This window comes from Pseudomonas allii, from assembly GCF_055380095.1.
In genome coordinates this window covers 993,567-1,013,222 of the sequence record NZ_AP039450.1, presented here as the reverse complement: position 1 = coordinate 1,013,222, position 19,656 = coordinate 993,567, and the positions used below count along the sequence as shown (strand labels likewise).

25 protein-coding genes are annotated in these 19,656 nt (G+C 59.8%); 10 read left to right on the top strand and 15 right to left on the bottom strand.

The annotated features are described in order from the left end of the window. Positions 1–97: 97 nt before the first annotated feature. From hisC to ACZ445_RS04475, 10 genes are all read right to left on the bottom strand, one after another. A complete protein-coding gene (gene hisC / locus ACZ445_RS04520) occupies positions 98–1,150 on the bottom strand; it encodes a histidinol-phosphate transaminase (protein WP_464708014.1) in 1,053 nt (350 codons plus the stop codon). A 3-nt stretch (positions 1,151–1,153) separates the two neighbouring features. Next, positions 1,154–2,476 carry a histidinol dehydrogenase gene (gene hisD / locus ACZ445_RS04515; RefSeq protein ID WP_464704810.1) on the bottom strand — a complete coding sequence of 441 codons (1,323 nt, stop codon included), beginning with the start codon at positions 2,474–2,476 and terminating at the stop codon, positions 1,154–1,156. Positions 2,477–2,853: 377 nt separating this feature from the next. After that, complete coding sequence (gene hisG / locus ACZ445_RS04510; protein ID WP_010213102.1) at positions 2,854–3,489, bottom strand: ATP phosphoribosyltransferase; 636 nt, start codon at positions 3,487–3,489, stop codon at positions 2,854–2,856. A 245-nt stretch (positions 3,490–3,734) separates the two neighbouring features. After that, positions 3,735–5,000 (bottom strand): UDP-N-acetylglucosamine 1-carboxyvinyltransferase, encoded by a 1,266-nt coding sequence (gene murA / locus ACZ445_RS04505; protein ID WP_010213103.1) that lies wholly within the window; start codon positions 4,998–5,000, stop codon positions 3,735–3,737. A 23-nt stretch (positions 5,001–5,023) separates the two neighbouring features. Next, positions 5,024–5,263, bottom strand: coding sequence for a BolA family protein (locus ACZ445_RS04500; protein ID WP_003188597.1), 240 nt, complete (start codon positions 5,261–5,263; stop codon positions 5,024–5,026). Between the two features lie 114 nt (positions 5,264–5,377). Then, positions 5,378–5,683: an STAS domain-containing protein gene (locus ACZ445_RS04495; protein ID WP_058422986.1), complete on the bottom strand. Its 306-nt coding sequence runs from the start codon at positions 5,681–5,683 to the stop codon at positions 5,378–5,380. After that, positions 5,680–6,327 carry an MlaC/ttg2D family ABC transporter substrate-binding protein gene (locus ACZ445_RS04490; protein ID WP_058422987.1) on the bottom strand — a complete coding sequence of 216 codons (648 nt, stop codon included), beginning with the start codon at positions 6,325–6,327 and terminating at the stop codon, positions 5,680–5,682. Before ACZ445_RS04490 ends, ACZ445_RS04495 begins: the two co-directional genes overlap by 4 nt. Before the next feature lie 11 nt (positions 6,328–6,338). Then, on the bottom strand, positions 6,339–6,806 hold the full coding sequence (gene mlaD, locus ACZ445_RS04485; RefSeq protein ID WP_003171814.1) for an outer membrane lipid asymmetry maintenance protein MlaD: 468 nt from the start codon (positions 6,804–6,806) through the stop codon (positions 6,339–6,341). Further along, positions 6,806–7,603 (bottom strand): lipid asymmetry maintenance ABC transporter permease subunit MlaE, encoded by a 798-nt coding sequence (gene mlaE / locus ACZ445_RS04480; RefSeq protein ID WP_028618862.1) that lies wholly within the window; start codon positions 7,601–7,603, stop codon positions 6,806–6,808. Before mlaE ends, mlaD begins: the two co-directional genes overlap by 1 nt. Then, the gene (locus ACZ445_RS04475; protein ID WP_003171811.1) at positions 7,603–8,412 is read right to left on the bottom strand and encodes an ATP-binding cassette domain-containing protein; all 810 of its coding nucleotides are present in this window, start codon (positions 8,410–8,412) and stop codon (positions 7,603–7,605) included. Before ACZ445_RS04475 ends, mlaE begins: the two co-directional genes overlap by 1 nt. Before the next feature lie 298 nt (positions 8,413–8,710). On the opposite strand from ACZ445_RS04475, the gene ACZ445_RS04470 reads away from it, so the two are divergent. The 10 genes from ACZ445_RS04470 to ACZ445_RS04425 all read left to right on the top strand — a co-directional run bounded on the left by ACZ445_RS04470 (position 8,711) and on the right by ACZ445_RS04425 (position 15,719). After that, positions 8,711–9,685, top strand: coding sequence for a KpsF/GutQ family sugar-phosphate isomerase (locus ACZ445_RS04470; protein WP_058422988.1), 975 nt, complete (start codon positions 8,711–8,713; stop codon positions 9,683–9,685). Beyond that, entirely contained in the window at positions 9,686–10,210 is a 525-nt protein-coding gene (locus tag ACZ445_RS04465; protein WP_058414321.1) for a KdsC family phosphatase, read from the top strand. A gap of 8 nt (positions 10,211–10,218) precedes the next feature. Further along, entirely contained in the window at positions 10,219–10,791 is a 573-nt protein-coding gene (gene lptC, locus ACZ445_RS04460) for an LPS export ABC transporter periplasmic protein LptC (protein WP_058422989.1), read from the top strand. Then, positions 10,778–11,311 carry a lipopolysaccharide transport periplasmic protein LptA gene (lptA, locus tag ACZ445_RS04455; RefSeq protein ID WP_032893554.1) on the top strand — a complete coding sequence of 178 codons (534 nt, stop codon included), beginning with the start codon at positions 10,778–10,780 and terminating at the stop codon, positions 11,309–11,311. Before lptC ends, lptA begins: the two co-directional genes overlap by 14 nt. Further along, positions 11,311–12,036 (top strand): LPS export ABC transporter ATP-binding protein, encoded by a 726-nt coding sequence (lptB, locus tag ACZ445_RS04450; RefSeq protein ID WP_016974288.1) that lies wholly within the window; start codon positions 11,311–11,313, stop codon positions 12,034–12,036. The genes lptA and lptB overlap by 1 nt, the downstream gene beginning before the upstream one ends. Before the next feature lie 184 nt (positions 12,037–12,220). Continuing rightward, positions 12,221–13,714, top strand: a complete 1,494-nt coding sequence (locus tag ACZ445_RS04445; protein ID WP_058422990.1) for an RNA polymerase factor sigma-54 — start codon at positions 12,221–12,223, stop codon at positions 13,712–13,714. A gap of 75 nt (positions 13,715–13,789) precedes the next feature. Then, the gene (gene hpf / locus ACZ445_RS04440; protein ID WP_003171804.1) at positions 13,790–14,095 is read left to right on the top strand and encodes a ribosome hibernation-promoting factor, HPF/YfiA family; all 306 of its coding nucleotides are present in this window, start codon (positions 13,790–13,792) and stop codon (positions 14,093–14,095) included. Between the two features lie 10 nt (positions 14,096–14,105). Beyond that, positions 14,106–14,570 carry a PTS IIA-like nitrogen regulatory protein PtsN gene (gene ptsN, locus ACZ445_RS04435; protein WP_058422991.1) on the top strand — a complete coding sequence of 155 codons (465 nt, stop codon included), beginning with the start codon at positions 14,106–14,108 and terminating at the stop codon, positions 14,568–14,570. Between the two features lie 2 nt (positions 14,571–14,572). Further along, positions 14,573–15,430 carry an RNase adapter RapZ gene (gene rapZ, locus ACZ445_RS04430; RefSeq protein WP_058422992.1) on the top strand — a complete coding sequence of 286 codons (858 nt, stop codon included), beginning with the start codon at positions 14,573–14,575 and terminating at the stop codon, positions 15,428–15,430. Between the two features lie 16 nt (positions 15,431–15,446). Next, complete coding sequence (locus tag ACZ445_RS04425) at positions 15,447–15,719, top strand: HPr family phosphocarrier protein (protein ID WP_058422993.1); 273 nt, start codon at positions 15,447–15,449, stop codon at positions 15,717–15,719. 40 nt (positions 15,720–15,759) lie between these two features. Here the strand turns inward: ACZ445_RS04425 and ACZ445_RS04420 are convergent, their stop codons facing one another. Genes ACZ445_RS04420 through ACZ445_RS04400 form a run of 5 tightly spaced genes read right to left on the bottom strand, consistent with a single transcriptional unit; the run spans position 15,760 to position 19,519 of the window. Further along, positions 15,760–16,653 (bottom strand): ZIP family metal transporter, encoded by an 894-nt coding sequence (locus tag ACZ445_RS04420; protein WP_179029187.1) that lies wholly within the window; start codon positions 16,651–16,653, stop codon positions 15,760–15,762. A gap of 33 nt (positions 16,654–16,686) precedes the next feature. Continuing rightward, on the bottom strand, positions 16,687–17,298 hold the full coding sequence (locus tag ACZ445_RS04415; protein ID WP_078046889.1) for a superoxide dismutase: 612 nt from the start codon (positions 17,296–17,298) through the stop codon (positions 16,687–16,689). Between the two features lies 1 nt (position 17,299). After that, on the bottom strand, positions 17,300–17,728 hold the full coding sequence (locus ACZ445_RS04410) for a hypothetical protein (protein WP_058422996.1): 429 nt from the start codon (positions 17,726–17,728) through the stop codon (positions 17,300–17,302). Positions 17,729–17,754: 26 nt separating this feature from the next. Then, positions 17,755–19,131, bottom strand: a complete 1,377-nt coding sequence (locus ACZ445_RS04405; protein WP_464704807.1) for a class II fumarate hydratase — start codon at positions 19,129–19,131, stop codon at positions 17,755–17,757. Next, the gene (locus ACZ445_RS04400) at positions 19,124–19,519 is read right to left on the bottom strand and encodes a hypothetical protein (protein WP_058422998.1); all 396 of its coding nucleotides are present in this window, start codon (positions 19,517–19,519) and stop codon (positions 19,124–19,126) included. The genes ACZ445_RS04405 and ACZ445_RS04400 overlap by 8 nt, the downstream gene beginning before the upstream one ends. Positions 19,520–19,656 lie beyond the last annotated feature (137 nt).

The window sequence follows — 19,656 nt, the reverse complement described above, 5'->3', positions numbered from 1 at the left end:
GGCTTGCCCCCGATAGCAGTGTGTCAGTCAACGCATTAGCTGGCTGATACACCGCAATCGGGGGCAAGCCCCCTCCCACATTTGATTTCAGCGCTTGTTAGAGCTGGCCTAGACCATCGATCAACGCCTGGTTCTGCTCCGGCGTGCCGATGCTGATCCGCAGGAACTGGGCAATCCGCTCCTGCTTGAAGTGCCGCACAATCACCCCCTGCTCACGCAACTTGGCCGCCAGGCCCGCAGCGTCGTGCCGTGGGTGACGGGCAAAGATGAAGTTGGCAGCCGACGGCAGCACTTCAAAGCCTTTCTCTTCCAGTTGCGCAACCAGCGTGTCGCGACTGTCGATCACCAACCGGCAAGTCTTCTCGAAGTACTCACGGTCCTCGAACGCCGCCGCCGCGCCGACAATCGCCAGGCGATCCAGCGGGTAGGAGTTGAAGCTGTTCTTGACCCGCTCCAGCGCCTCGATCAGGTCCGGGTGCCCCACGGCCAGGCCCACACGCAAACCGGCCAGTGAGCGCGATTTGGACAGGGTCTGGGTCACCAGCAGGTTCGGGTAGCGATCCACCAGGCTGATCGCGGTTTCACCGCCGAAGTCGATATAGGCTTCATCGACCACCACCACCGAATCCGGGCTGGCCTTGAGCATCTGCTCCACCGCGTTCAGCGCCAGCAAGCAACCGGTCGGCGCGTTCGGGTTGGGGAAAATGATCCCGCCGTTGGGTTTGGCGTAATCCGCCACGCGGATCTGGAACTGCTCGTCCAGCGGCACTGGGTCGCACTTGATGCCATAAAGGCCGCAGTACACCGGATAGAAGCTGTAGCTGATGTCCGGGAACAGCAGCGGCAGGTCGTGCTGGAACAAACCGTGGAAGATGTGCGCCAGCACTTCGTCGGAACCGTTGCCGAGGAACACTTTGCCAGCGTCGATTCCGTAGTACTTGGCCACAGCCTGCTTGAGCAGGTCGCTGTTGGGGTCTGGGTACAAACGTAGATTGTCGTTCAACTCGGCCTGCATCGCCGCCAAGGCTTTGGGCGATGGGCCGTAGGGGTTTTCGTTGGTGTTGAGCTTGACCAGTTTGGTCAGCTTTGGCTGCTCGCCGGGCACGTAAGGCACGAGGTCCTTGACGAAAGGGCTCCAGAATTTGCTCATGTCTCAGTTCCCCTTCTCTTCAAGGATACGGTATTCGGCGCTGCGGGCATGCGCGCTCAGGGATTCACCACGGGCCAGCACGGAGGCAGTCTTTCCCAGATCGGAAGCGCCCTGCGGCGAGCAGAAAATGATCGACGAGCGCTTCTGGAAGTCATACACCCCCAGCGGCGACGAGAAACGCGCAGTACCGGAAGTCGGCAGCACGTGGTTCGGGCCTGCGCAATAGTCGCCCAGGGCCTCACTGGTGTGGCGCCCCATGAAGATCGCACCGGCGTGGCGAATCGATGGCAGCCAGGCTTGTGGGTCGGCCACGGACAACTCCAGGTGCTCCGGCGCGATGCGGTTGGCCACCTCGATAGCCTGCTCCATGTCGCGCACCAGGATCAACGCACCACGGCCATTGATCGACTTCTCGATGATCTCGGCGCGGTCCATAGTCGGCAGCAGTTTATTGATGCTGGCGGCGACTTTGTCGAGGAACTCGGCGTCCGGGCTGACCAGGATCGCCTGGGCGTCTTCGTCGTGCTCGGCCTGGGAGAACAGGTCCATGGCGATCCAGTCCGGGTCGGTCTGGCCGTCGCACACCACGAGGATTTCCGAAGGGCCGGCGATCATGTCGATACCGACCTGCCCGAACACATGGCGCTTGGCAGTGGCGACGTAGATGTTGCCGGGGCCGACCACTTTGTCGACCTTCGGTACACTTTCAGTGCCATAGGCCAGGGCGGCAACGGCTTGGGCACCACCGATGGTGAACACGCGATCGACCCCGGCAATACAGGCAGCGGCCAGCACCAGCTCGTTGATTTCACCACGCGGCGTCGGCACCACCATGACTACCTCGGTCACGCCCGCCACTTTGGCCGGGATCGCGTTCATCAGCACGGACGAAGGGTACGAAGCCTTGCCCCCCGGCACGTACAAACCGGCGCGGTCCAGCGGCGTGACCTTCTGCCCCAGCACGGTGCCGTCGGCCTCGGTGTAGCTCCAGGAGTCCTGCTTCTGTTTTTCGTGGTAGCTGCGCACACGCGCGGCCGCCACTTCCAGGGCTTCGCGTTGCGGCGCGGTGATGCGCGTCAGGGCCAGCTCCAGGCGTTCGCGGGGCAGGATCAGGTCGGCCATGGATTTGACGTCCAGACCGTCGAACTGGCGGGTGAAGTCCACCAGCGCCGCGTCACCGCGCTCACGCACGGCCTTGATGATGTCGAGCACCCGCTGGTTGACCGAATCGTCGGACACGCTTTCCCAGCTCAGCAGATGATCCAGATGATGGGCGAAATCCGGGTCGGCAGCGTTGAGTCGGGCAATTGCAGTGGACGTGGTCATAGCGAGGGCCTCAATAGAATTGGCAAAAACTCAGGCGCCCGAAGGTGCGCTGACGTTCAATAACGAAGCGCGTTGGTACTGTGGTTGTGCCAGGCAAGGCGCGGGACGCTGGTAAGGGTTGTTTCCTTAGCAAGTCCCGCAACGCAGCATGGCGCAACTACAGTGCCAACCCGCAGGGCCTTATCTCAAAAGGCAGGCTGCTACGCGTCGCTAATTATTGAAAAAGAATCTTCTACTAACATAAGTTGCCTTTTGAGGTAAGGCGCGCTTCGTTATTGAACGTCAGCGGACCTTCCCAGCAGTCGATCCGCTTGGGCACCTGAGAATTCTGGCTATGAGGCGGATAGACGGGCGCGACTTGGGACCGCGCGGGTAGGTCAACCGCGGTGTCGCGACTCCACTGCCTTGCGCAGGGTGTCGATCAACGCCTGGATACGGGCGTGCTGCATCTTCATCGATGCCTTGTTGACGATCAGGCGCGAGCTGATGTCGGCAATGAATTCTTGCGGCTCAAGACCGTTGGCGCGCAGGGTGTTGCCGGTGTCGACCACGTCGATGATCTTGTCAGCCAGGCCGATCAGCGGCGCCAGCTCCATCGAGCCGTAGAGCTTGATGATGTCGACCTGGCGGCCTTGCTCGGCGTAGTAACGCTTGGCGACGTTGACGAACTTGGTTGCAACGCGCAGACGGCCCTTCGGCTCCACATCACCGACACGGCCGGCGGTCATCAACTTGCACAGGGCGATACGCAGGTCCAACGGCTCGTACAGGCCCTGGCCACCGTATTCCATCAGCACGTCTTTACCGGCGACGCCGAGGTCGGCCGCGCCATGTTCAACGTAGGTAGGCACGTCGGTAGCCCGCACGATCAACAGGCGCACGTCGTCCTGGGTCGTGGGGATGATCAGCTTGCGGCTCTTGTCCGGATTCTCGGTCGGCACGATGCCCGCTTCAGCCAGAAGCGGCAAAGTGTCGTCAAGGATGCGGCCCTTGGACAGTGCGATGGTCAACATGGGAAACGTCAATCCTTCATCAGGCTATTGCGGTCCGGTCGCAAACGGCGCCGGACACAGATCGAGGCCGTTACAGCCTCGATTTGAAACAAATTCACAGCAAGTCTCTGTAGTGAGCGGGCTTGCCCCGCGCTGGAGTGCGCAGCGCTCCCGACGGTTAGGGCCGCTTCGCAGCCCAGCGCGGGGCAAGCCCGCTCACCACAAGAAGCCCGCCCACTACAGTGACAGCGTTTGTAGCAGAGGGACTAGCCCGGTACGCGGCGGATTTTCGCGCCGAGCATCTGCAGTTTTTCTTCGATGCACTCGTAACCGCGGTCTATGTGGTAGATGCGGTCGATCAGGGTGTCGCCTTCGGCGATCAGCGCCGAGATCACCAGGCTGGCCGAAGCCCGCAGGTCGGTGGCCATGACTGGCGCGCCCTTGAGTTTCTCGGTGCCGGTGACAATGGCGGTGTTGCCTTCAACCTGGATCTTCGCGCCCATGCGGTGCAGTTCGTACACGTGCATGAAGCGGTTTTCGAAGATGGTCTCGATCACGGCACCGGTGCCTTCGGCAATCGCGTTCAGGGAGATGAACTGCGCCTGCATGTCGGTCGGGAACGCCGGGTAAGGAGCGGTACGCACGTTGACGGCCTTGGGACGCTTGCCGTGCATGTTCAACTCGATCCAGTCTTCACCGGTGGTGATTTCCGCACCGGCTTCGCGCAGTTTTTCCAGGACCGCTTCCAGGATGGTCGGATCGGTGTCCTTGACCTTGACGCGGCCACCGGTGACAGCAGCGGCAACCAGGTAGGTGCCGGTCTCGATGCGGTCAGGCATGACTTTGTAGGTGGCGGTATGCAGACGCTCTACGCCATCGATGGTGATGGTGTCGGTGCCAGCACCGGAAACCTTCGCGCCCATGGCGTTCAGGAAGTTGGCCAGGTCGACCACTTCCGGTTCGCGCGCGGCGTTTTGCAGGACGCTGCGACCTTTGGCCAGGGCAGCGGCCATCATGATGTTCTCGGTACCGGTCACGCTGACGGTATCGAAGAAGAAGTTGGCACCACGCAGGCCGCCTTCCGGCGCCTTGGCCTTGATGTAGCCGCCTTCGACGTCGATAACGGCGCCCATGGCTTCGAGGCCACGGATGTGCAGGTCAACCGGACGCGAGCCAATGGCGCAACCGCCAGGCAGGGCAACTTCGGCTTCGCCGAAACGGGCAACCATCGGGCCGAGCACCAGGATCGACGCACGCATGGTTTTCACCAGCTCGTACGGGGCGATCAGGGTTTTGATGGTGCGCGGGTCGATTTCGACGGCCAGTTTCTCGTCGATCACCGGCTCGATACCCATGCGACCGAACAGTTCGATCATGGTGGTGATGTCGTGCAGGTGCGGCAGGTTGGCCACGGTAACCGGGCCATCGCACAGCAGGGTCGCTGCCAGGATCGGCAAGGCGGAGTTTTTTGCACCGGAGATGCGAATCTCGCCATCAAGGCGGGCACCGCCGGTAATAATCAATTTATCCATAAGAATCTCGACGCCTTGGGGGCTCAGGTGCGCTCGGCCCAGGCCGCGCGGCTGAAAAATTTCATAGTGACCGCATGGATGCTGCCATCGGTGATCCACGGGTTCAAATGGGCATAGATCTGCTGCTGACGCTTGACCGGGCTGAGTGCCGCCAGTTCATCGCTAATCACGTTCAGCTGGAAGTTGCAGCCTTCGCCTTCAACTTCAACGGTCGTTTCCGGCAGCTTTCCTTCAAGAAAGCTCTTAACTTCTAGGGCCTGCATGCTCAACCTCTATCGGCGCCCAGTGCGCGCGGGTCGCACATCATACAAAAAAGCCCCGCGCCTGCGAACCCCGCATAGCAGGACTCTGACGGGGGGCTTCTTTAATAATGTGTATTAAGGATGCGCCAGCAGCTCGGTCAGGCCGGAAACTTCGGCGATTTCGCGCATGTCTTCGGGCAATGCCCGAATGCTGACCGGTTTTTTTGCCGCTTCGGCGTCACGCATGAAGCACAGCAGCAGCGACAAGCCGACGCTGCTGGACTTGGTCACGGCCGAACAATCCAGCACCAGCGCAGGCGCAGTGCTGGTCTTGATAAGCGCCTGGCCCTGCTTGCGCAGCTCAGGCCCGGTGCGGTAATCCAGCACGCCGCTGAGGAACAACTCACCGGCGTCGCCAAGACGAACAGCCGACTCGGTCATTGCGCAGACTTCCCGGCTTCTTTATCGGATGTTTCCTTGGCTTTGGCGACTTCACCGGCCCAACCGTTGATGGTTTTGTCCAGGTCGTTGCCATTACGCTGCATCGCATCAGCGAACTGGTCACGGAACAGCTTGCCGATGTTGATGCCGTTGATGATCACGTTGCGCAGCTTCCACTCGCCATTGACCTTCTCCAGCGTGTACTGCACAGGGTAGACGGCACCGTTATTACCCTTGACGCTCATGTTGACGCTGGTGCGATCGCCCGACTCATCACCGGCAGGCGCAACGGTAATGCCCTGGTTGTTGTACTCGAGCAGCGCGTTACCGTAGAACTGGAACAGGCCTTTCTTGAAGTTTTCCTGGAAGGTCTGCATCTGCGCAGGGGTCGCCTTGCGCGAATACTTGACCGTCATGATGCTGCGGGAGATGCCTTCAGCATCGACCACCGGGCCGACAATGGTGTTGAGCGCGTTGTAAAACTTACTCGGATCTTGCTTGTACTGCTCTTTATTGGCAGTCAGGTCAGCCAGCATTTTGCTGGTCGTGTCCTGCACCAGATCGTGCGCAGAACCTGCCGCGTTAGCCATCAGCGGCAGCGCTGCCAACAGCACCAGCAGGCCACGTCGCAAGGTAGAGATCATGAACAGATTCCTCATTTGGCGTCTTTATTGACCGTATTAAGCAGGAATTTACCGATCAGGTCCTCAAGTACCAGCGACGACTGTGTGTCGTGGATTGTCGAGCCATCCTTGAGCAGGGCTGTTTCCCCACCCACGCTGACACCGATGTATTTCTCGCCCAGCAGACCCGCAGTGAGGATAGATGCAGTTGAGTCAGTCGGCAGATTATCTACCTTCTTGTCCAGCTGCATCGTCACTCGGCCGGTGAAACTGTCGCGATCCAGATCGATTGCCGTGACCTTGCCGATGGTCACACCGGCCATGGTCACTTTAGCTCTGACAGTCAAACCGGCGATATTGTCGAAGTACGCGTAAAGTTTATAAGTGTCGGCAGTGGGGCTGGCCGACAGGCCGCTGACGCGCAGGGCCAACAAGAGTAAAGCCAGGATGCCAGCCAGCAAGAAAAGGCCGACACCGATTTCCACAGTGCGGTTTTGCATCAGAAATCTCCAAACATCAAGGCGGTCAAAATGAAGTCAAGGCCCAGTACCGCCAACGAGGCGTACACAACGGTCTTGGTGGTGGCGCGACTGATCCCTTCTGAAGTGGGCTCACAGTCGTAGCCTTGGAATACGGCGATCCAGGTCACCACAAAGGCGAAGACGATGCTCTTTATGATGCCGTTGAGCACGTCACCGCTGAAGGTCACGCTGTTTTGCATGTTGGCCCAGTAGGAGCCGTCGTAGACGCCCAGCCAGTCCACCGCCACCCACGAACCGCCCCAGATCCCGACCACACTGAAGATCATCGCCAGCAGTGGAAGGGAAATGAAGCCGGCCCACAGGCGCGGGGCAACAATGTACTTGAGCGGGTCCACGCCGATCATTTCCAGGCTGGACAGCTGCTCGGTGGACTTCATGTTGCCGATTTCGGCGGTCAACGCGGAACCCGCGCGCCCGGCGAACAGCAAGGCGGTCACCACCGGCCCCAGTTCACGCAACAGCGTCAGGGCGACCATCTGCCCCACTGCCTGCTCCGAACCGTAGCTGGAAAGAATATTGAAGCCCTGCAACGCCAACACCATGCCGATGAACACCCCGGAGACCACGATGATCACCAGGGACATCACGCCCACCGAATGCAGCTGCTTGACCAGCAGGCCGAACCCGCCGCCAATACCGCCGCGGCCGAGCAAGGCGTGGAACAGGAAAATCGTCGAACGACCCAGCACTTCGACGATGTCGATGCCCGAGCGACCGAAAAGGCGAACCTTCTCGATAAGAGATGTCTTGCGCATCAGCGCTTCCCCAGAAGATCTGAGCGGTAATCCGCTGCCGGAAAGTGAAAAGGCACCGGGCCATCAGGATCGCCGGTCATGAATTGGCGAATGCGCGGGTTGTCGGCGTTCATCAGCTCTTCGGGCGTGCCCTGCCCAAGCACCTGGCCATCGCCCACTACATAGAGGTAATCGGCAATGCTCGCGGTTTCTGCAAGATCGTGGGAGACCACGATGCTGGTGATGCCCAGTGCATCGTTGAGCAGGCGGATCAGACGCACCAGCACGCCCATGGCGATGGGGTCCTGGCCGACGAAGGGCTCGTCGTACATAAGAATCTGCGGGTCGAGGGCGATGGCACGCGCCAGCGCCACACGGCGCTTCATCCCACCAGACAATTCATCGGGCATCAGGTCGATGGCGCCGCGAAGGCCTACGGCCTGCAGTTTCAGCAACACAATGTCACGAATCATCTCATCGGACAGCTGGGTATGCACCCGCAGCGGAAAGGCCACGTTCTCGAAAACATCAAGGTCGGTGAACAGCGCACCGCTCTGGAACAGCACACCCATGTGCTTGCGTGCATCGAACAGATCGCTGCGCGACAGCGTCGGCAGGTTCTGGCCGTTGACCCACACCTCTCCCGCACTGGGGCGCAATTGCATGCCCATCAGGCGCAACAGGGTAGTCTTGCCGCAACCGGAAGGCCCCATGATGCCCGTGACCTTGCCGCGCGGAATGCGGATATCGACGTTATTGAAGATGCTGCGCGTCCCGCGCTTGAAGGTCAGTCCCTTCAGCTCGACCGCGTAGGCGTTATCGGCACTCATCTAAACTCCTTGGGATGCAGCCTCTCACTCAGACACCACGCTTGCGACAAACGTTTGCAACCGTTGCGCAATAGTTGGCCACGTGGGCTGGGCGGACCGAACTGGCGGCGAACTATATCACTGCTGGTACAAGGCGCCCAAGGCCGGAACAGCGCTTGTTCAGATTGAGGACAGGGAAAAATCGTTGCTGGGGTTGAATCTCAGGCACATTGCGAACAAACCCTGACGAACTTGCGTGAGGGAATCGATCATTACCGCTATAATCGCCGACTTTTCGTCAGGCTATACGATTTCAGACATGAGCCAATCCAGCGACCTTATTCAATCCGCACAACGCACCATCCGCCTCGAGCTTGAAGCCGTAGAAGGCTTGCTGGCCCATATTGACGCGGACTTCGTACGCGCCTGCGAGATGATTCTGGCCAGCAAGGGCCGCGTTGTGGTGGTCGGCATGGGCAAGTCGGGCCACGTCGGCAACAAGATCGCCGCCACCCTGGCAAGTACCGGAACCACCGCGTTTTTCGTGCATCCGGCCGAAGCCAGCCACGGCGACATGGGCATGATCACCAAGGATGACATCATCCTTGCGCTGTCCAACTCCGGCACGACCAACGAAATCGTGACCTTGCTGCCGCTGATCAAACGCCTGGGTATCCAGATGATCAGCATCACCGGCAACCCGGAGTCGACGCTGGCCAAGGCCGCAGAAGTGAACCTGAACGTCCACGTGGACCACGAGGCCTGCCCGCTGAACCTGGCACCGACCTCCTCCACCACGGCGGCGCTGGTCATGGGCGATGCCTTGTCGGTAGCATTGCTGGAAGCCCGTGGGTTTACCGCTGAAGACTTCGCGTTTTCCCATCCGGGTGGCGCCCTTGGCCGCCGCCTGCTGCTGAAAGTGGAAAACGTCATGCACTCCGGCGAGGAGTTGCCCCATGTCCAGCGCGGCACCTTGTTGAAGGATGCGCTGATGGAAATGACCCGCAAGGGCCTGGGCATGACGGTGATCCTGGAGGCCGATGGCCGCCTGGCCGGGGTCTTCACCGACGGCGACCTGCGCCGCACCCTGGACCGCACGATTGATATCCACACCGCCACCATCGACGCGGTAATGACACCTCACGGCAAGACCGCACGCCCAGAGATGCTGGCAGCCGAAGCCTTGAAAATCATGGAAGACCACAAGATCGGCGCGCTGGTGGTGGTTGATGGCGACGACCGCCCGATTGGCGCCCTGAACATGCACGACTTGCTGCGTGCAGGAGTGATGTAGATGACCAGCGACCTGCTGCAACGCGGCAAAAATATCAAACTCGCGATTTTCGACGTTGACGGTGTGCTGACCGACGGCCGCCTGTACTTCCTCGAAGACGGCAGCGAATTCAAGACATTCAACACGCTGGATGGCCAGGGCATCAAAATGCTGATGGCGGCGGGTGTGCAAACGGCAATTATCAGCGGCCGAAAAACGCCCGTTGTGGAACGTCGCGCACAAAACCTGGGGATTCCTCACCTGTATCAGGGCCGCGAGGATAAACTGGTGGTTCTGGACGAGCTTCTTGGCCAACTCAACCTAAGCTATGAGCAGGTCGCCTACTTGGGTGATGACTTGCCAGACCTGCCGGTGATTCGCCGAGTAGGCCTGGGCATGGCCGTCGCCAATGCGGCGGCGTTTGTTCGCGAACACGCCCACGGCATCACCAGCGCCCGCGGTGGCGAAGGTGCCGCCCGCGAGTTCTGCGAGCTGATCCTGCGTGCCCAGGGCAGCCTTGAAGCGGCACACGCCGCCTACTTATAGAGCGTTTTATGCTGAGCAAAAAGATTCGCAACTTCCTGTTATTCGGAGTCATCGCCGCGCTGTTCCTGGCGGTGGGCTACTGGAATATCAGCCCGGAGCGCTTTCTCGACCAGCCTGCTGCGCAGGTTGACGAAGGCGCTATCGACTATTACGCCATCAATGCCAAGAGCGTGCAGTTCCTGCCTGACGGCAAGGTGCAATACGAAATGACCTCGGACAAGGTCGAGCATGTGAAGGCCACCGAGGTCACCCTGCTGACCAACCCGGACATGAACATTTACCGCGGTACCGAGTTCCCATGGCACGTCACCAGCAAGCGTGGCGAGGTCAACCCGGACGGCACCGAGGTGGAACTGATCGACACGGTGCGCATTGCGCGCACTGACGATAAAAGCCGTGAGACCGTGATTACCAGCAGTCGCATGACTGTATTCCCGCAGAAGCAATATGCGCAGACCGAGCAAGACGTTAGAATCGACGGCGCTGGCGGTGTATCGACTGGCAAGGGAATGAAAGCGTATTTGAAAGAAAGCAGGATACACCTGCTATCGAACGTAAGAGGACAGTATGAGGCTCGTTAAAACTCTCCCTATTTTGCTCGGCCTGGGCGCAGCACTGGGAAGCGTGAGCGCCTGGGCTCTGCCGAACGATAGCCAGCAGCCGATCCACATCTCGGCTGACGATGCACAGCTCGATGACAAGCAAGGCGTCGCAACCTACACAGGCGGCGTGATCATCACGCAGGGCTCGATGAAAATCACCGGTAATACCGTGACGCTAACGCGCACCAAAACCGGCGACATCGATGTCGTGACCTCGGTGGGCAACCTGGCTTACTTCGAACAGAAGCAGTCCGCGACCGACACCGGCCCGATGAAGGGCTACGGCAAGACCATCCAGTACCACGCCCAGCAGAACCGCATTGTACTGATCGACCAGGCCAAGGTGCTCAGCCCCGATGGCAACTCCACGGAAGGTGAGAAGATCACCTATGACACCGTGAAACAGATCGCTAATGCCGGTCGTGCCAATGGCAACAAGGTCACCGCGCCTCGTCCACGCATCGACATGGTTATCCAGCCGAAGAAGAAGGCCGAGTAATGGCAACCCTGAAAGCCCAGCATCTGGCCAAGGCCTATAAAAGCCGTCAGGTCGTGCGCGACGTCAGCCTGTCGATCGACAGCGGCCAGATCGTCGGCTTGCTCGGCCCCAACGGCGCCGGCAAGACCACTTGCTTCTACATGATCGTCGGCCTGGTCCAGGCGGATCAGGGCCGTGTCCTGATCGATGACCTGGACGTGAGCCACCAGCCAATGCACGGCCGCGCACGGGCCGGTATCGGCTATCTCCCGCAGGAAGCGTCGATCTTCCGCAAACTGTCGGTGTCGGACAACATCATGGCGATCCTCGAGACCCGCAAGGAACTCGACCGTGACGGCCGTCGCAAGGAGCTGGAAAGCCTGTTGCAGGAGTTCCATATCAACCATATCCGCGACAACCTCGGCATGAGTCTGTCCGGTGGTGAGCGTCGCCGTGTGGAAATCGCCCGCGCCCTGGCCACTGCCCCCAAGTTCATCCTGCTGGACGAACCGTTTGCCGGCGTCGACCCGATCTCGGTCGGCGACATCAAGCAGATCATCCATCACCTCAAGGCCAAGGGCATTGGCGTGCTGATCACCGACCACAACGTCCGTGAGACGCTCGATATCTGCGAAACCGCCTATATCGTCAATGACGGCCAACTGATTGCCGAAGGTGATTCCGCTACCATCCTGGCCAATGAACTGGTCAAGGAAGTGTACCTGGGTCACGAGTTCCGCCTGTAAACACCGTGGTGTCACGGCGTTCGCCAAGGTGCGCGGGAGTCAATGAAAACCTCCGGATTTTTATTGTTACCGCGCTCTAGGCAAAGCACCCGACATCAGGCATATAATTTGCTTATGTTTGGCGCTCACGCGCCCTGTCGTGGATGGCGCATTGCGCCGGCGAATAAGGTGTTAAGCCCCTGCCATGAAACCATCGCTAGTCCTGAGAATGGGCCAGCAGCTGACGATGACACCGCAGCTGCAACAGGCCATCCGCCTGCTCCAATTGTCGACCCTGGACCTGCAACAGGAAATCCAGGAGGCCCTGGAGTCCAATCCGATGCTCGAACGCCAGGAAGAAGGCGACGACTTCGATAATGCAGACCCGCTGGCCGATAACATCGAGCAAAAACCCAATTCCGACGTGCAGGAACCCTCCTACCAGGAAACCGCCCCCACGGTGGATAACCTTGAGGAAGGCGAATGGAACGAACGCATTCCCAACGAGCTTCCGGTCGACACCGCCTGGGAAGATGTCTACCAGACCAGCGCCAGCAGCCTGCCCAGCAATGACGATGACGAGTGGGATTTCACCACCCGCACCTCCGCCGGCGAGAGCCTGCAGAGCCATCTGCTGTGGCAACTGAACCTGGCACCGATGTCGGATACCGATCGCCTGATCGCCGTAACCCTGATCGACTGCATCAACAATCAGGGTTATCTAGACGAGACGCTTGAAGAAATTCTTGAAGCCTTCGACCCCGAACTGGATATCGAACTGGACGAGATCGAAGCCGTCCTGCACCGCATCCAGCAGTTCGAGCCTGCCGGTATCGGCGCGCGCACCCTCAGCGAATGCCTGCTGCTGCAACTGCGCCAGTTGCCGGCCAAGACCCCATGGCTCTCCGAGGCCCAGCGCCTGGTCACCGACTACATCGACCTGCTGGGCAGCCGCGACTACAGCCAGTTGATGCGCCGCATGAAGCTCAAGGAAGACGACCTGCGCCAGGTCATCGAGTTGGTACAGAGCCTTAACCCGCGCCCCGGCTCGCAAATCGAGTCCAGCGAAGCCGAATACGTCGTCCCCGACGTGATCGTGCGCAAGGATAACGAGCGTTGGCTGGTGGAGTTGAACCAGGAGTCGGTGCCACGCCTGCGGGTCAACCCACAATACGCCGGTTTCGTCCGCCGCGCCGACACCAGCGCCGATAACACCTTCATGCGCAACCAGTTGCAGGAAGCCCGCTGGTTCATCAAGAGCCTGCAAAGCCGCAACGAAACCCTGATGAAAGTCGCCACCCAGATCGTCGAGCACCAGCGCGGCTTCCTGGAATACGGCGACGAGGCGATGAAACCGCTGGTACTGCATGACATCGCCGAAGCGGTGGGCATGCATGAATCGACTATTTCACGCGTGACCACGCAGAAATTCATGCATACCCCACGGGGTATTTATGAACTGAAATACTTTTTCTCCAGCCACGTAAGCACCTCCGAAGGCGGCGAATGCTCGTCCACGGCGATCCGCGCGATCATCAAAAAACTGGTTGCGGCGGAAAATCAGAAAAAGCCATTGAGTGACAGTAAGATCGCTGGTTTACTGGAGGCACAAGGCATTCAGGTCGCCCGTCGAACCGTCGCCAAGTACCGCGAGTCCCTTGGGATCGCGCCTTCCAGCGAGCGTAAGCGTTTGATGTGACGGGCGGGCCACAGCGTTCCAGTGGCAGGCGCCTTTGCCTGCCGCTTTATGCACTGGCAACGAAGGAGAAGCTGTATGCAAGTCAACATCAGTGGACACCAACTGGAAGTGACCAAGCCCCTGCGTGAGTACACCGAAAGCAAGTTGAACAAGCTTGCGGGGCATTTTGACAAGATCACCAACGTGCAGGTCATCATGGAGGTCGATAAGCTCAAGCAGAAAATCGAGGCCACCCTGCACGTACCGAATGCCAAGCTCGTCGCCAATGCGGAACATGAAGACATGTACGCGGCGATCGACTCGCTCTACGACAAGCTGGACCGCCAACTCATAAAGCATAAGGAAAAGAATCTGCACCTGATGCAAGGTACAGGTCGTTAACTCTCCCCCCATGATCCGACTTGAAACCATCCTGACCCCCGGCCGTTCCCTCGTGAACGTGCCGGGTGGCAGCAAGAAGAAAGCCCTCGAACAAATTGCCAACCTGATCGCGCGCGAAGTGCCGGATCTGGAGATGCAGGATGTCTTCGATGCGCTGATTGCCCGTGAAAAACTCGGTTCCACCGGTTTTGGCAACGGCATCGCCATTCCTCACTGCCGCCTCAAAGGCTGCGAAACACCTGTCAGCGCCCTGCTGCACTTGGAAGCCCCCATCGATTTCGACGCCATCGACGGCGCCCCGGTTGATCTGCTGTTCGTTCTGCTGGTCCCGCAAGCCGCCACCGATGCGCACCTGGAACTGCTCCGGCAGATCGCCAGCATGCTCGACCGCAAGGAAGTACGCGACAAACTGCGCAGCGCCAGCAGCAATCAGGCGCTGTACCAGGTTGTCCTGGATGAACAGAACGGGCAGTAACCATGCGCTTGATCATCGTCAGCGGCCGCTCCGGCTCGGGTAAAAGCACCGCCCTCAACGTTCTTGAGGACAACGGTTTCTATTGCATCGACAACCTGCCCGCCGGCCTGCTGCCGGAGTTGGCGGAACGCGCCTTGATCCATACCGAACTGGCCCAACCGCTGGTCGCCGTTTCGATTGATGCCCGTAACCTGCCCAGCCACCTTGAGCGATTCCCGCAATTGCTTGAGGAAGTGCGGGGCAAGCACATTCATTGCGACGTGCTGTACCTGGACGCCGACGAAGAGACCCTGCTCAAACGCTTCTCCGAGACCCGCCGGCGCCACCCCCTAAGCAGCCCCCATCGCTCTCTGGCCGAAGCCATCGAAGACGAAACCAAGCTGCTGGGGCCGATCATTGACCTCGCCGACCTCAAGATAAACACCACCAGCCTCAACCTGTACCAGTTGCGCGATGCTATCAAGCTGCGCCTGCTGAACCAGCCAGAGCCGGGTACGGCGTTCCTCGTGGAGTCGTTTGGGTTCAAGCGAGGCATGCCGGTCGACGCCGACCTGGTGTTCGATGTGCGCTGCCTGCCCAACCCGTACTGGAAACCAGAGCTGCGTGACCAGTCCGGGCTGGATCAGCCCGTGGCTGATTACCTGGCGGCGCAACCGGATGTGGAGGAGATGTTCCAGGATATCTCCACCTACTTGCTCAAATGGCTGCCACGCTTTGCTGCAAGCAACCGCGCCTATGTCACCATTGCCATCGGCTGCACTGGCGGCCATCACCGCTCCGTCTACCTGACCGAGCGCCTGGGCCAGGTGCTGCAACAAACCCTCAAGAACGTCCAGGTCCGCCACCGCGACCTTAGCTGAAAGGAACACCCCCGCGATGCCCGCTCTGGAAATTGAAATCATCAACAAGCTGGGTTTGCACGCCCGCGCCTCGGCCAAGTTCGTGGGCGTAGCAGGGCAGTTCCCCTGCCAGATCCGCGCCGGGCGTACACCGGAATCCATGGTCGACGGCAAGAGCATCATGGCCATGATGATGTTGGCGGCCGGCAAAGGCACCAGGATTCACTTGAAGACGGAGGGCGAGCAGGAAGACGAAGCGATGGCAGCGCTGGTGGCGCTGATCAACAATTACTTCGACGAAGGTGAATAACCCCCTGTAGGAGCGAGCTTGCTCCTACAGTAGACGTTACCTACCCCAGAGCGGTGTCCATCACCATCATCAAGCAAAAACCGATGCACAGGCCCAGGCTGGCGAGTTTTTCGTGACCATTGCGTCGCGACTCGGGGATGACTTCGTGGGTCACCACCAACAGCATCGCGCCAGCAGCCAGGGCCAACCCCAAAGGCAACAACACTTCGGCCAGGCTGACCAGCCAGGCGCAGAGCACAGCAAATACGGGCTCCACCAGGCCTGAGGCAGCGCCGATCAGGAACGCCTTGGCCCGCGACATCCCCGCCCCGGCCAACACCAACGCGATCACCAAGCCTTCGGGTACGTCCTGCAACGCAATGCCCATGGCCAAGCTGTCAGCATCGGGCATGCCGCCACCGGCGGAAACGCCTACCGCCATGCCTTCGGGGATGTTGTGGGCGATGATGGCAAACACAAACAGCCAGATACGCGGCGGGATCACCGGTTTATCTGGCGTCCCCATCAGCATTTCCGGGCTCGCACCGGAGACCTTGCGGTCAACCAGGTACAACCCGAATGCGCCCAGCATGATGCCAAAGCTGATCAAACCACTGGCACCCCACGGCGAGAGCCCCAGGCTTTCAGCCGCGGCAATGCCCGGGACGATCAGCGAAAACGCCGTCGCCGCCAGCATCACCCCAGCACCAAAACCCAACAATGTGTCGCTCAGCGCCACCGGCATGCGTCGGATCACCAGTACCGGGACCGCGCCCAGCGCCGTACCCAGCGCGCAAATGGAGCCGCCTTGCAGGGCGCGCAGGATGCGCGGTTCCAGGTTCAGCCAGGCCAGCCCGTGGGCCACCAGCAATGCAGTACCTGCCAATAGCAGCAGCGAGCCAAACGCATAACGAAACATTCGTCCGCTGCTGATCGCCAGTGTTTCAGTGCCCATAGTCGGCCTTAGATCTTGTTATGAAGGTGAATGTCAGGCCACCGCAGCCTGATAGCGGGCGGCAACTTCCGGCCAGTTAATGACGCTGTAGAAAGCGTTGATGTATTCCGGGCGACGGTTCTGGTACAGCAGGTAGTAGGCGTGCTCCCAGACGTCCAGGCCGAGGATCGGGGTATTGCCGTTCATCAATGGGCTGTCCTGGTTACCACTGCTCTCCACCACCAGAGTCTTTTGCGGGGTGACGCTCAACCAGGCCCAGCCACTGCCAAACCGCGTCAGTGCGGCTTTGGTGAAGGCTTCCTTGAAGCTGTCGAAGCCACCCAGTTGTTCGTCGATGGCTTTGCCCAACGCACCTTCGGGCTTGCCGCCTCCTTTGGGGGACATCACCGCCCAGAACAATGAGTGGTTGGCATGGCCGCCGCCCTGGTTGATCACCGCTGCGCGCAGTTTTTCCGGCAGTTGCTGCACGCTGGACACCAGTTTCTCGACCGGCCACCCCGCGAACTCGGTGCCCTCGACGGCGGCATTGAGGTTGTTGATGTAGGTCTGGTGGTGCTTGGTGTAGTGAATCTCCATGGTTTGCGCATCGATATGCGGTTCCAGGGCGTCATACGCATAAGGCAAGGCAGGCAGGGTGTAAGTCATATCAATGGGCTCCGTAGTGGGGCGTGGCGGGCTGCACTGCAGTACTGCCCAGCAAGCGATGAGTGCGAGGGTATTCGCCGTGATCGCTGATGAAGTTCAACAGTTCGACGTAGGTTTTGCTGCTCTGGCGCAGCGCCGCTTCCCGCAACTGCGGGCTCAGGCGCGGGTCCTGCATGGTCTGCAAAAGACGCTGGTGGATAGCGCAGAGGTATTCCGCGCTTTCTTCCGGCTGGTTCAGCCGCAGGTGCAGGTCCGCCAGGTTGTGATGGGAAATGACGCAAGCCGCCACTGCTTCGTCGGCATCCGCCCAGCGCTCGAACAGTACTTGGGCCAGGGCCAGGGCTTGCAAGTAAGCCTCGCGAGCGTCAACCAATTCACCCGCCATAAAGCAGCGATTGGCCCGTTCGATCGTGCGTTTCCAGTGCTCCATGGTGAGCCTCCAAAGCAGAGTCGTGATTACACGCCGCCGGCCGTGAGCTTTTCCGGATCCAGCAGGATTTCCAGTTGGCTGCGCGGCAAGTCAGTGTGCTCAAGGGCGACATCAATCACCGGACGGCCCTGCTGATAGGCTTTCTTGGCAATTTCAGCGGCCTTTTGGTAACCGATGATCGGGTTGAGTGCGGTGACCAGGATCGGGTTGCGCGACAGCGCTTCCTTGAGCTTGGCCTCATTGACCTTGAAGCTGGCAATGGCCTTGTCCGCCAGCAAACGACTGGAGTTGGCCAGCAACTCGAGGCTGCTGAGCAGGTTATTGGCGATAATCGGCAGCATCACATTCAGTTCGAAGTTGCCCGACTGACCGGCGACCGTAATGACCGTGTCGTTGCCGATAACTTGTGCGGCCACCATCGCAGTCGCTTCAGGGATCACCGGGTTGACCTTGCCGGGCATGATCGACGAACCAGGCTGCAAGCCTTCCAGCTCGATTTCCCCCAGGCCTGCGAGTGGGCCGGAGTTCATCCAGCGCAGGTCGTTGGCGATTTTCATCAGCGACACGGCGGTGGCTTTCAACTGCCCGGAGACAGCAACGGCCGTGTCCTGGGAGCCAATCAGGGCGAAGAGGTTCTTGCCCGGGGTGAATTTCACACCGGTCAGGCTGCTCAACTGCTGACTGAAACGCACCGCGAATTCCGCGTGTGCGTTGATTCCGGTGCCGACCGCAGTACCGCCCTGAGCCAACGCCTGCAAACTCGGCAGAACGTCCTGCAAATGCCCGATATTGGCCTTGAGCTGCTGCGCCCAACCGTTGAGCACCTGGCTCATGCGCACCGGCATGGCGTCCATCAGATGCGTGCGGCCGGTCTTGATGAACGGGTGGACCTCCTGCGCCTTCTGCTCGATGACTTGCACCAGATGCAGCAGGGCCGGCAGTGTTTGCTCATGCAGGACCAACGCGGCACTGACGTGAATGGTGGTCGGGATGATGTCGTTGCTGCTCTGACCGCAGTTCACGTGATCGTTGGGGTTGACCGGTTCGCCAAGCAAGCGGGTGGCCAGGGTGGCAATCACTTCGTTGGCGTTCATGTTGGAACTGGTGCCGGAACCGGTCTGGAAGATATCCACCGGGAAGTGCTGCATGAAATCACCTTCCAGCAAACCTTGGGCGGCGTCGACAATCGCCTTGCCCTGCCCTTCGCTGATTTGCTTGAGGTCGACGTTGACCTTGGCCGCCGCAGCTTTGGCCAGGATCAGGGCACGAATGAATTGCGCCGGCATGCGTTGGTTGCTGATCGGGAAGTTGTTCACCGCGCGCTGGGTTTGTGCGCCATACAAGGCCTCGGCAGGCACTTGCAGTTCGCCCATGCTGTCGTGTTCGATACGGGTGTTACTCATCGGAAGATCCTTGCACCAGGTCAGAAACAGAAATGGAAGGCAGCAATTCGCAGGTCGCCAATTGCCAGGCAAAGCTCTGCCAGCGCTTGAGGCGGCAGGCACAGTGGGAGAGTTTTTCCAAGTCGCGCAGCGGGCGCCAGGCCTGGTCCAGGCACAGGGAGCGCCAATGCCAGGGCAGTGCAATATCGCTGGCCGTGTCGAGTAAAAGACGGAATGAGGTTTCAGCGATCGTCCACGGATGGGTCGCGGTGCAGCACGCCAGGTATCGCCCCTCGTTGAGGTAGTGTTCGATCAGGCGCGGCTCGTTGGGGTCGAGGGCGCAGCGAATCTGGCGACTCATCCAACGCCAGCTCTCCAGGTAAGGATCCTCATGCAGGACAGAACTCATGATCCACACTCATCCGGTAATGATATTTATTATTAAATGATATTGAGAATCAAAACAAGAGTGGCAGGACAATCCTCCTGAAACGCCGCCACAAAAAAAGACGCGCCATCTATAAAGATGGCGCGCCTTCTTGTTGA